This is a genomic window from Rhizobium sp. CCGE 510 (assembly GCF_000292525.1).
Taxonomy (GTDB): domain Bacteria; phylum Pseudomonadota; class Alphaproteobacteria; order Rhizobiales; family Rhizobiaceae; genus Rhizobium.
Genome location: NZ_AEYF01000048.1, coordinates 381162 through 393475, shown reverse-complemented (window position 1 = coordinate 393475; position 12314 = coordinate 381162). Strand labels below are relative to the sequence as shown.

The window sequence follows — 12314 nt, the reverse complement described above, 5'->3', positions numbered from 1 at the left end:
CCGCTTGCCATGCGGAGCCCGCTAAAATTGGCCTTCATTTAAGCAGTTTCGGGTGATGTGTGGAACATGCAGCGTGAAGGGTGCCGTCAGGATTTCCGATTCCAACCAATCTTTCCGCCGGCCTTTCTGATTTCGCCGCCTCAGTGCGCGGCGACAAACAAGGTGAGACTCAGCCAGATTGTCGCTCTACAGAACCCACTCGGCCTTCCGTGATCATTCAACTTTTGAGGCTCATTCCCGCACCCGTATCTGTCTACACTTCAGCTCCCCCGTTACCGCGACGCCCGCAAGACTCGCCCCGGCTTCGCCGCTGTGACTTTGGCCGGATGGGACTTGCGCCGCCAAGCAGCTATCAGCTTGGCATGACGTATTCCCGAGCGGAGGTCCATCATCTCATTGGTCATCAGTCGCCTTCTATCGGGCTGTGCTTGAACAACCAGACCCTGCCGAAAAACCACTGATGCCCACCTACTCCTCAGAACCTTCACCACCTAAGGGGACTCCGTGGATCCGCTTTTCCAAAGCATTTTGGAATATCGATTTTGCATGATGGCGGCCAGTCCGGTTGCACTAGCATATGCGTAATCTGCAATTGGAGACCAACAACGGTGAACACAGAACAGGCCCGCGGGGCGGTAAATCCTCCGAGGACACCTCTAACATTCAAGCTAATCTTAGCCCTGCCGCGGCGCAGACACCTCCGACGGACTTCGACGATGGTTTGGCGAAGGGACCACGCTTTCACGAATCCTCGAGGCTTGGCTGAGGAAAGGGATCAGGAGGAGACGAGGAGCGGCTGGAGGCGGTAAGACGAACTATAACGTGGATGGACGCTGGCGATGTTAATGCAACTACAATCACTGCGGCTGGCCAAGCCGCCGGCACTGTTCCGCCAGAGCTCCAGAAGCTCGCGGACGACAACCGGCTGTGAGCAGCTTCCCGAGCGGGTCCGGACGACGCTGGCAGAACCAGTGATCGCATCGGGCTATATGGGCCCCGCAGGTCGTCTTTCCGCCCAGTTCGCGGAAGTTTAGTCCCCTCTAGGCGAGACCAGGAGCCGCGCATGCAACGCGTACCCCCCGCTTCATCGAAGCTTAGCAGTCACGTATCCGCTTTATAGGCCGGACATGTGAGCGCACCGTTCCCACATGTGAAGCGACTGAAAAGGATGCGCTTCATCACACCTTTCACTCTCAGGAGAGACCGCCATGGATTACTCAGAACGATCGCTGCGCTACAACATTTCCGAGGAAGATGATCGCACCCGGGCCATGGCGGGGTGGATCGAGAATATGACCGGGGCACAAACACTTACGGGCATGCCGTCCCGATCAACGTCAGATCCCCATGCTCGTTCGCCTTCGTCGCCAACGCGGCCATACTCGCTCTCTTCCGAACCTCCAATTAAGGTGCTCGACAGATCGACATTTGCCAGAAAAGTGAGGGAATTTTACGGTGATGATATCAAGCACATTTCCGTCAATCCACAAGAGTACTCGCCCTTCGTGTCCTCTAAAGCCCTGCGTACGGCTACCATCGCTCGACTCTACGGCGGCACCGACAATGATACGCCCAGCGCGCGATATTTCAGCTATGATCTGGGAGAACGAAGCGTTGGGCTTTTAAGAACAGAGGATGGATTTAGCATCGAAAACGAGCCGTGGCGGGAACTATTTCCCGGTCGAAAAAGAATCACTTCGATTGTAGACCTTCGCGTTACTCATCCGCTTGTCGAGAACGCAGGCGATATTCTGCTCGAACATCAACTTCAACTCGACGGCGAACAGCCGTTAATCATGTCACGTCCCGCTTCGCCAGAGATGGGAGCCCGTCTAGAGCAGATGGGTTTCGTTGACGTGGGTCAAAATCGCTGGGTGCTCGACCCTACGCAACATCCGGACAAGTGGACAAAGAATAGCAAGGGTGGATGGCAGCGCGCAGGCAAACCTTGGAGTTATCTCTCTAAAACCGTGGACTATCTTAGCGACGATGAAGCAGGTGTCGAGGGGCATTCGAGTGAAGCCAGTGTCGAGACAGATTCATCCGATGATGACCCGTCTTGGTACTTCGAACACCTCAATTTGAACCGCGAATAAAAGCTTGCCGTCATCGTGATGACTTTTTGCGCCGCCGGCCGAATTGATACGCCCCTCTATTACGAGGACGCAGGCGAAGATTAGAGACTGCAATCTTGCTGCGACTGTCTGCGACGGCCCGCCTCATGCTGCACTGTGAAGTAGCTCTCGACAGCTGCTTCAGTCGGGCTGATAAACTCAATCAGAACTTTCGTGATCTGGTGGATGTTGGGCGGTTCGGTCTTGAAGACACCAAGCGCGAACTCAATGAAGCCTCGGCGGAGCCCGTATACGCTCCGTGATTGTCCTGCGCGAGCCAGAAGGAGCTGCGCAGCGCCGCCTCGTCCGCCCGTCTATCCCGCGGCAATACCGATAGAGACAGTCGCGGATCGTTTCGCGATCATGCAATTCGACCATTTTCTCGTGGTCCACGGCCCGTCGCAAGTCTAGTCTTGAGTTGAAAGTGGCGTTCGGTGCATCTGCGAACGGACATTCGCGCCGTCGGCGCTTGACCTGGCCTCGCAATGCCGCTTCCCAGGGAACGTCTGTGAACTTGAAACCGCGTGCGTAAGACAGCAACTCTCGCGCAATCAAGGACCATTGCTCCGTTGGATTTTGCCTGCAAGAACAGCCAGTGCCTCTCTGCGCTTGTGTGGAAGGGAGCTAACGGTCCATTCGGCAACAATGCGATTGACGAGTTCGCCAGAACGAGCCCAATGTCGACTGGATCCCCGTTTGCGGCCGCCGGGCGCGCCGGCGCCTGCCTCGGCGAAGCCTCCTCCAAAGCCTGTGATCCGAACGATCCTTCCTGGCTCGCAATCGGTGCGCGTCTGACCGAGCGGGAACGGCTGATCGACGCGATGGAGAAATCTGGGTGGGTTCAGGCCAGGCGGCTCGCCTCTCGGCCTCACCCCACCTTAGGTTGGTTATGCCATCCGCGGGCATCAAATCGGGGTGAAAGAAAGTTCTAAGCCTGGTGTGGTCGAACGGCCCGACCTGCCCTCCTCAACTCATGCACTCGAGGCGAGCCGCCATTTTACCGGTGTCTGTCTATTGTCAAATGCCTGACAACCCTATGTCGGGTCGCAAATGGAGGGAACCGGACAAAAAACGCTAACCAGTTGAAAAACATAGCTAGTTTCATTGGCATGGCCCTTGCTTTTTGAACCGCGATGTTAAGCAGCAACGGAGCCTTCAATGTCCCCACCAATGATTTCGCTCAAGAGCCTGACCAGCACGACAACCATGAACCAACTGCTGGCCACAGCGAAGTCCACTGCTTGCGCCGCGTCATTGTGCGGTTCGTCCGCAAAGCCGCACCACGCCGAGCCGGCTGTGTGGGAGAAAATCAAGGACCTTTCCTGCTATTCAGAAGAAGCTTACTATTTCGCGCGCATGCACGTCGTAGCCGCACCAGCCTGCAATATCCAGTGCAACTACTGCGATCGTAAATACTGCGCCAACGAAAGCCGGCCTGGGGTCGTCTCGGAAAAGCTGACGCCTGACCAGGCGCTGCGAAAGGTCGTTGCGGTCGCCAATGAAGTCCCTCAGCTTTCCGTGCTCTTTATCACCGGACCAAGCGATGCCTGTTATGACCGGAAGAAGACAAAGGCGACATTTGAACGCGGAGCCACAGAGATCCCCGATATCAAGCTGTGTCTTTCAACCAACGGTCTGGCACTGCCGGACCGTGTCGGCGAGCTTGCTGACATGAATGTTGATCACTTGACGATCACCATCAACATGGTCGATCCGAGAGTCGGCGCGAAGATATCCGCGCCACTGCCGGGCCGTGCCGCAGCTCAGCAGAAGCCCGGACACAAGCAGGCCCCGCGAGCACATAGGCAGCCAAGTCTCGATATTCGTCCAACATGCCTGGCACTCTCGGTCGCAGCAGCGCTGGGGCCTTGGTCATCTCCCCGCGCAAAATGCCCGGTTGCTCTCTTTGATGCTTCAGGAGCATCCCGATCACCCGCTTCTTGTGTCAGTCCGCTCCCGTCTCCAACGCGGCGGCGACCTCCTTGCGCAGCCATTTATGCTGCGGGTCGTGATGGCACCGCTCGTGCCAGATGAGCATGACCTTATACGGTGCCGGCTCGAGGGGTGGATCAACAACCCTAAGCGGCAGCATCGCGGAAACTTGGGTCGCAACGCGGCGCGGGACGAGCAATACCAAATCCGTTGCCGAAGCTACCACCGCTGCCGTGAGAACGCTGGAAAACAGTATGGGACTACGATCCGCTCGCAGGTTGGGCAAGTGGTCGTAGATCGGGCCGAAGTGGTCGGGGGAGTCCGTACTGATGGCAGCGTGACGCAAGGTCGCGAAGTTGTCGATCGTCCATTCCTGCGCCAGCGCTGGATGGTCGTGGCGCAACAAACACGCGAAGCGGTCTGTATAAAGACTGCGCCGAAAATAGCCAGGCAGTTGCACGTCGATATGCCCAACGGCCAAATCAATATCACCTTGCTCAAGCCCCCGCACGGCACGATCAAACGGCAAACAGGCGAGTGTGTCGAGATGAGGGGCACGCTCGCGTAACCACGGCAGGAGGCGCGGTAGTACAGCCAAAGCTTGATGATCGGGGATCGCCAGCGTTGCCCCCCTCCCCGATTCTTTTGAGATTACGCTGCGGCTTGTCACCATCTCTCGGATCGTACGCAGTGCCGACGGCAGCCTTTGAGCCAAATGTTCGCCTTGCGGCGTTGGGATCAAACCCGTTGAAGACCGCACCAGGAGATCATCATTGAACAAGCCGCGCAGCCTTCCCAGTGCGCGGCTCATCGCCGGTTGACTCCGCCCGATGTGCTGGCCCGCGTGCGTCACGTTCCGGTATTCGAGCAGAGCCTCGAGCGCCACCAGGAGGTTGAGGTCTATTGATGCTAGGTTTATCTGGTGTCCAGTGAGGCGCTCTCCTCTCCAATCTTGCAACATCTTTCGCCTATAAGCGAGTTGATCCGTCACCTCTTGTTCTACATTGCGTTTCATGAAGTTCATTCCTCAACAATCAATTCCGGGTCCAACGTTTTCGAGTTCATCTCGGCGGTGGAGCGCGGGTGACAACCTCCATGGCATTGTGCCATCACGCGTCCAATGGGCGGCCAGATCTGTGTGACGATGGCGATCACATGGAACATCGGGGTGTCCCACAGGAATATAGAGCCCGTGTCGACCTCCCCGAGCCCGTTGCAACAGCCTCGCATCCGATACTGGGGTGCTTGGGTGAGAGAGGCGCACGCGCTCGAGCACAGCGTTGCAATAGGCCTCGGTTGCATAATACGCGATGCGGTCGATGTCGCTGAGCTGAACACCTGCAGATGCGAGGCAATATTGAATCGAACGAATTGGTAGCGTGTTGGAGTGCTTGATTCGGTTAGGCCGTTCCTCTTCGACTGCCGCTATCACTCGGCCGTCGCGAACGCGAACCGCAGCCCCATTGTGCATAAAGCTGTTCGGTAGATCGAACGAATTTTCGTAGACTCTGCTTAGACGCCCACTCAGCCCTAGACACAGCATGTTGCTCTCCAGTCCGTTTCGAAAGGTAGGTCGCTCTGGCCCGACCGCCGGCTTTCGTAAGTTCAAAGCTTGTGTTTGACGTGTCAGATAGAGCTCACAGGCGAAGCCGATACTAATAGCGACCGGCTCGGCGACATTGCCGACAATCGATGCTGCGCAACCTTCTTGATGCTATAGTTGCGACGCCGCACGGAAACCCTGACGGAAGCATTTGCAGCAGAACTGCCACGTAACCTATCCACATTACTCAGTCCTTCATATTTCGGCCCGACAGCCGCAAGAAAACATCACGAGGTTTGGTGTTCCTGCAAAAGGCGCAGATCATGTCCTTGCGGCTGCGAGCGCGCCTGCTCTGGCTTCTAGTCATTGTGAGGGATGCACTCACAGATTTAGTCGACCAGGCAACAGTGCTTCTTGTGAGAGCCCATTAGCACTGAAACGGCAGAAGCAACGGCCAAGATTTGCCCGATCACGTCCAACGTGATAACAATCGAGGCCAGGCAACTGACAGAGTGCTCCAACTCGTTTTCCAGCACAGTCTCTACCGAACCTGAGGACCCATTTTTAGAACTCCACACAATCGTTCTGCACAGCGCTCTTCAGCGTTTTTTCTAAGGGCAATTGTTTTGACCAGTAAAATTGTTTGTTTGGATGGAATGCGTGCAAAAAAGGGATGGGTGGATTGATAGGAAGGCGAGCGGCACTACCATCCTTCCTTTCAAATGGCGGCCGTGATGATCAACGTTTACGGCAAATTCGCCTCCGACGTCGGTGTCGACCGACCGACCGACCGACCGACCGACCGACGAAATCCTTGTGTATCGTCGCATCCGCAATACTCCTGCTCTACTCTAGTTTCAGCCGACAAGCCGAGCCGCAGCTTCGCCAGTCGGCACGTCGATAAGCGTGATCGGGCTTGCTGCAAAGAAACGGCGTCCTTTGTTGGTCAGCGCTGCCGCATCCAGCACCGCCAAACGTGGGGCGTTGGATCGCTTCGTGATCTGTCGGGCGTAGGTGCGCAGCATCTGGTCGTTGAAGCGGCAGCCGATGAAGAAGAAGCCTCTGTTGGTGCGCCGCTCCTTCACCGCTTCGCTGATCCACCTGAGCGGCGAACTCCTTCCGTCGCTGATGCAGCCGTTTGATGGCGTGCTCGGCCGGCCTTCCGGTGGGCCGACCGGCATCGAGGCAGGCGATCACTACGCGGCGGGCGCGGCGTGCGAGGTTTCGATGCGCTTCAGTCCATCGGTGATGGCGGCGAGCCCTTCCCGCAGCGTCTGCCCTATAGTGCCCGGACCGATGTCGATTGGAGGATTGTCAAGCATGGCTACAATGTCGCTGCCGTTGAGATAGTCGAGCTTCTTCTGAACTGTGGTTCTGACACGCTCGGTCGCGCTCGACATTGCCTCACCGTTGCGTTCGGTGATGGCGGAGAGCTGATCCGAAAGCTCTCCACCGAACTGCAGGAAGATGTCGTCGACATACCTCCACGTTCCGCCGCGGGCTTCCACATCGACCATCTGGTTGATCTTGCTCTTTACCTCATCCCTCAGTGTCAAGGCAGTGTCGAGATGAGCCTGCCATGCAGCTATGATACTTTCGACCGAGTTTTCGACGGACTTGGTCCTTTCGGGCTGGTCTGCGATGCCAAGAAGAACCAGAAGTTGATCATCGTTACCGAGCCGCGGGACCACCGCTGCGATCAGACGCTCCACAACCACGCGCCTACGGGCTACATCGCCTAGTTCCTTCGGCCATTGCGACGACACTATCTTCGCAATCCTTTCAGAATTCGCGTTCTCTAGCGGATAAGAAAGCTGTCGCTCCTGAGCCTTTGCCTTGATCAGACGGAACAAGGACTCTACTACCTCGTCTTGATCGAGAGCACCCGTTGGGACTCTGTTCAGATCGATCCCATTCACCACGACCTCTTCGCGGCGGTCGCCGTTTGTCTCGCCCTGCCCCGCCCCATCGGGCATGTCATCCACATATTGAAGATTTCGCAGATTCTCAGGATAGGCCAGCATCAACAGAAGCCGGCCGGCGAAGTTGTGCAGCGTTGCCTCCTGCTCTTCCGGAGGCGTCGCAGCCAGCACACGTTGCAGCCAATCCGCGATCTTCGTGGTCAGATGGGACAACTCTGCGGTCTGTCCCGCGCCAATTTGCGCGCTGAGACTTACTGCGTGATTGGAAATGGTCGCTGCCGCGGCGGCAATGCCCTCCTTCACTTCCGGGAGAAGCTGCTCCAGGAGCTCAGCTCCGCCTTCACGCTTGCTTCTCTCTTCAGTTTCCTCAACACTCCCTGCGGAGTTCCCTTCCGCGCTATCCAGTGCCGCCATCGGCCGATTTAATTCTTCAGAGTCGTCGGGTGGAAGAAATTGAGAGTTCTCCTCGGCGTTCATCTCAAACTGCTGAATGTCTTCTTCAGTTAAAATTCCTGCTTCCTGCATGTCAGGCAGCCTCATGCGGAAGTTCACGAAATACTTCTTCATCACCTTTTGGACCTGCGGGAACCCGGCCTTTCCACCATCAGCCAACTTGACGAGGATAACGCCGTTTTCGTTCATCCTGCCCGTGCCTCTCCGCAGAAGCGAAAAGGTCTCCTTACCACTATCCTCATCATCTTCAAAAGGCATGCTTTTCAAAGTTTGTGCCAATCCATTGAGCTTTTTCTTACTCACCAGGACAGCAGGCTTCCGCAGATCGCCAACCGTGCCAACCGCAAAGCAGAACTCCAAATCCGCACTGTTCCTCGTCTGGTCGATCAACTGCATAAACTTCTTCGCTCTTGTCCTATTGTGCTTCATTCCGGCCATTATATCTCTCCAGTTTCCTGTTCTAGATCAGTGTACGTCGGTTGATAGGATGGGACAGGATCTGATCACCCAACTTCCCGAAGATCTGCCTGATGGAGGTGACCGCGCTCTCCAGCGGTCTAGTCGAGCGGGAAAGCGGCGCGCCGAGATCAAGCAACGATCGCCGCCAGTCGCAGCCGTGACCGCCTCCGATCCGGCCGGCAACCGAAATGCCGACCTCTCCCGCCGCAGACCTGCGTGGGCGTCTCGTGATCCCATAGGGCCTTCCCAGCGCAAGTCGGATGCTATCCCGGCGGTCATAAGAAATCTGGACATCGGAATTCTGACAGCAGATTGCGGGACAACGGGCTCATCACGCTGTCAGGCTGGAGGTTAAAAACCGCCCAATGGTCACCGGACACCAGTCGTACCTGAATAAGGTCCCCTCCTCCCAAGGGCCGCTTGTCCGCCTCATTTAAGAGGCGAAATAGCGCCCAATGGCCGCTCTTGGAGAGAATGGCGCCTTGAAAACCGATGAAAGCGACGGAAGCGCCGCCGACGCCGCTGGCCGAGGGCCAATGGAAATGCATTGCCGCGGCGGCCGTTCCTCGTCGATGTTCGAGGCGCTGGCCGTCGATGTCCACCACCACCTGGTCTGTCAACGGATCGGTCTCGGCGACGGTGAGCAGGAATCCAACTGACAACTGGCCGGTATCCTCGAACATGGTGTCGCGGATCGTGGCTGCCCGTTGGAACTGGGTCAAGGTATTGCGGCCGATAGGGAAATCGACACCGCTCGTTGGCCGAAACTGCCATGTACCTTTGGATTTGTCGACGAATGGAGAGAGGTTCTCGGCGAAGAAAGTGTCGATCTCCGCCTTGCGGCCGAACAGCCGGGCGAAATCGCTCAAAGGGATATCCCGGGGGGATCCGCGCGCGAAGGGATACCGTCCTTCGGTAGCCCGCCGGCACAAATCGCCGGGGCCGCCCGCCCAACCGCTCGCCAACCCGCGCCTCATGCCGCTGACGGTTAGGTCCGAGCTGTGGCGGCTGAGGCCGAGAATCCATTGCCGGATGGGTTCGGGCAGATCGGCCGCCCCCGCCTCGATCTGGTGGATGGCGACGCCCGCCTGCCCGTTGTGTTCCAAGATGTTCGAACCCGCCAGCCCCTGCGCCTGGCTGAGGGAGCGATACAGTTCGCCCAGATCCCGGAGAGCACTGTCGATCGGCGCCTGCGCGCCCGCTTGGCTGTTCGACGGCACTTCGACCAACTGGTGCAGCCACTGGAAATGATCGCCCATATAGAGCTGGACGTGAGCTTCAGGCGTGTCCGCGGCCGGTTGAGAGCGGAACAGTGCCTCGAGCTCGCTTGGCAACACCTCGCCCTGGGGGACACTGTCACCTTTCGTCAAGCCGTTCTCGGGAGCCGGTGGTTGCTTGAGCTTGAGCTTTAGCTCCTGCGCCGCCGCGAAAAGGAACAGGCGCATTGGTGACGTCGGCGCGGACAGCGTGTTCAAGGTGCGCAGCGCGTCATCGATGCCCCCAAACGGGCGGATAGACATATCGCCAATGAGCTGGTCCCAGCGCAACGCGAACTCCTGAGCGTAGAGATCCGCCGCCGAACGCCGCAGCTTCTGGCTCACATCACCGGCTGCGATCGGCGCGACTACCTGTGCGTCGAGAACCCAGCCTTCTGCAGCGACAGCGTCAGCCACCTGCGGCAGCAATCGCAGGAAGGTTCCGTAAAACCCCGCCCTCGTGTAGATGCCAGGAACCCCCTCGCTGAGCGGCTGTCCTGATTTGCGAGCCAGGACGCCCTGCGCCAGCGGCCCGGCATGGTCGGCCAGACGCCAGGTTGGCGCCCGCGAGGCTTCGGGACTGGTCGCGATGATGTCGAGGACGCGGCGCGCCATTGAGACGGTCTGGAGCTTCGCGCGGGTCCTCTCGATCAGTTCGCCATTAAGCTCACTATGGGGCAGCGGCCCTTCCATGAGCGCATCCAAGTGATCAGCGAGCGCGCTGCGCAGGCCGGCATCGGCTTCGGCCGGAAACATCACTCGCCAGTCGGCAGCCATCCAGTTCTTGACGACCGCGCGCTGGAGCGGACCCTGCTGACCCAGCATCAGGTAAACCTTTAACGCCTGGTAGACGAACTGATCATCGTCGTGCCGCTCGACCAATAAGGTTTCCAACCGGAACATCAGCCGCGGCAGCAGGACGGTGTTCACGGCGCGGCGGTACGCCGCGAGCGTCTGAACCTTGATTTTCTTTCTCTGGTCGAGACCCGAACTTGATAGGCGGCCGCCCGCGCTGTCGCCGTTGGCATCACGCAGCTGCTGAAGCAGTGGCAGGATGGGTCGAAGATCGCCACTCTCAACCCGGTCGAGCTTCAGCTTTTCGGCCCCTCTGGCATAGCTGCCAGCCATTAGGCGAACGCTCTCGATCCGCTCAACATTCCGAATATAGCTGAACGTCCACAAGACGCCGGCGGTAACGATGACCGCCGCTATCATCGTGTAGGCGCCATACCGGATCCGCCGCTGGCGCCGATCGAAGCGGTGATTGGCATCGGCGAGCCCAGCTTCGGCGAAAACGACTTCGCGCAGCAGCCGGCTGATGAAATAACCACGGCCCGGGCCACGAAGCGCTGTACAGGGCGGCTGAGCGATCTCGAAGGTCTGGGATCTGGCGTTCGCAACTCGATCGAAGGGCATGCCAATTTGCGTGCCGCTTAAGAAGTAGACGCCGCGGAGCATAAGCGGTTCCTGGAACGAATTCCCGCCAAAGGCTTCCTTCAAGAACTGTTGCGTCAGGTGCTTGAGGCTAGCGACCTGCTGTGGGAAGCCGAACATGAGCGCGCGACGCTGGAGGTTGCTTTCATACTGCATTCGTTCAAGCAGCCTTTCGTTTAGGCGGCCAACCAGCGCATCGTATGCTGCGGCAAACGCCATCGGATCGCCTTCGTCCTCCGAAGCCTCTTGCGCAAAGGTGAACCCCCACACCGCCTCCCGCCCCTCGCGACCCAGATCGTCGAAGAATTCAACAAATCCCGCCAGCAGATCGCTCTTAGTGAAAAGCACATAAATCGGCAGTTGCAGGCGAAGCTCCCTGTAAACTTCGAGGAGCCGCTCACGGATACAGCGCGCGCGATCGGCCAGCACTTCCTCGGATGTCGAGTTCAGCTCGCTGATGCCGATCGTGACTAAGACCCCGTTCAGCGGCTGCCGTGGCCGGGAGCGTCTGAGCATACGAAGCAAGCCACGCCAAACCGCTTTGTCCCGGTCTGCATCACCCTCCTGTATCGTGTAGCGCCCAGCAGTGTCGACGAACACCGCGTCATCGGTGATCCACCAGTCGCAGTTTTCCGTACCCGCGACCCCACCGGCGGCTCTCAGACCGGACCTTGCCGCCAGCGGAAAGCTGAGCCCGGAATTGACTATTGCTGTGGTCTTCCCCGAGTCGGGCGGACCGATCATCACATACCATGGCCGCTGATAGAGCCACCGCCTGCTGATACCTCCTGCGTAGCGGCGCCCCTTGAGTGTGGTAAGGGCCTCGCGGAAACGATGACGAATCGCCTCAAGCTCTCTTTCAGCAAGCGTGCTGGCTTGGCCCACACTTCGGTCGGAAGGCCTTGGGTCTCCCTTCTTCTGCTCGGCCCCAACCTCGTCCAGGGCTCCCGACACTCGTGATTGGACGAGGTCTTCAAAATAGGCCTGAACCTTGTAAAGCTGGGACTGGATCAAGTAGATCACGGTGTATCCGACCGGAATCAGCATCGATGCCGCGATCTGGCTGCGAAGGCTGTCAAGCGGCGCAAATCCTCCGACCGAGATGTTTGGTCCGAGCGTGAAGATTAAGGCACACACGATCCCTGCCCCGCCGACACGGAGCCATTGCCACCTAAGCGCTTTTTTGATTGACTGCATGGCC

At 58.2% G+C, this 12314-nt stretch carries 5 protein-coding genes and 4 pseudogenes; 2 read left to right on the top strand and 7 right to left on the bottom strand.

Translation table 11 applies throughout. The features are described 5' to 3' along the window. Positions 1–1208: 1208 nt before the first annotated feature. Positions 1209–2096 (top strand): hypothetical protein, encoded by an 888-nt coding sequence (locus RCCGE510_RS30150; RefSeq protein WP_037080273.1) that lies wholly within the window; start codon positions 1209–1211, stop codon positions 2094–2096. Between the two features lie 134 nt (positions 2097–2230). Here RCCGE510_RS30150 and RCCGE510_RS35795 read toward each other — a convergent pair. Continuing rightward, positions 2231–2507: pseudogene (locus tag RCCGE510_RS35795) on the bottom strand (nuclear transport factor 2 family protein); the annotation flags it as partial. Between the two features lie 765 nt (positions 2508–3272). Here RCCGE510_RS35795 and RCCGE510_RS34095 point away from each other — a divergent pair. Continuing rightward, a pseudogene (locus RCCGE510_RS34095) lies at positions 3273–3848 on the top strand (radical SAM protein); the annotation flags it as partial. 211 nt (positions 3849–4059) lie between these two features. Here RCCGE510_RS34095 and RCCGE510_RS30140 read toward each other — a convergent pair. From RCCGE510_RS30140 to tssM, 6 genes and pseudogenes are all read right to left on the bottom strand, one after another. Continuing rightward, positions 4060–5070 carry a LysR substrate-binding domain-containing protein gene (locus tag RCCGE510_RS30140; protein ID WP_037080268.1) on the bottom strand — a complete coding sequence of 337 codons (1011 nt, stop codon included), beginning with the start codon at positions 5068–5070 and terminating at the stop codon, positions 4060–4062. Further along, positions 5067–5210, bottom strand: coding sequence for a hypothetical protein (locus RCCGE510_RS34090; RefSeq protein WP_004678808.1), 144 nt, complete (start codon positions 5208–5210; stop codon positions 5067–5069). The genes RCCGE510_RS30140 and RCCGE510_RS34090 overlap by 4 nt, the downstream gene beginning before the upstream one ends. Before the next feature lie 52 nt (positions 5211–5262). Further along, positions 5263–5589: pseudogene (locus RCCGE510_RS34085) on the bottom strand (carbamoyltransferase N-terminal domain-containing protein); the annotation flags it as partial. 857 nt (positions 5590–6446) lie between these two features. Then, positions 6447–6680: pseudogene (locus RCCGE510_RS30135) on the bottom strand (SIR2 family protein); the annotation flags it as partial. A 105-nt stretch (positions 6681–6785) separates the two neighbouring features. After that, positions 6786–8402: a hypothetical protein gene (locus RCCGE510_RS30130; RefSeq protein WP_037080265.1), complete on the bottom strand. Its 1617-nt coding sequence runs from the start codon at positions 8400–8402 to the stop codon at positions 6786–6788. A 296-nt stretch (positions 8403–8698) separates the two neighbouring features. Continuing rightward, positions 8699–12310 (bottom strand): type VI secretion system membrane subunit TssM, encoded by a 3612-nt coding sequence (gene tssM / locus RCCGE510_RS30125; protein WP_007636675.1) that lies wholly within the window; start codon positions 12308–12310, stop codon positions 8699–8701. Positions 12311–12314 lie beyond the last annotated feature (4 nt).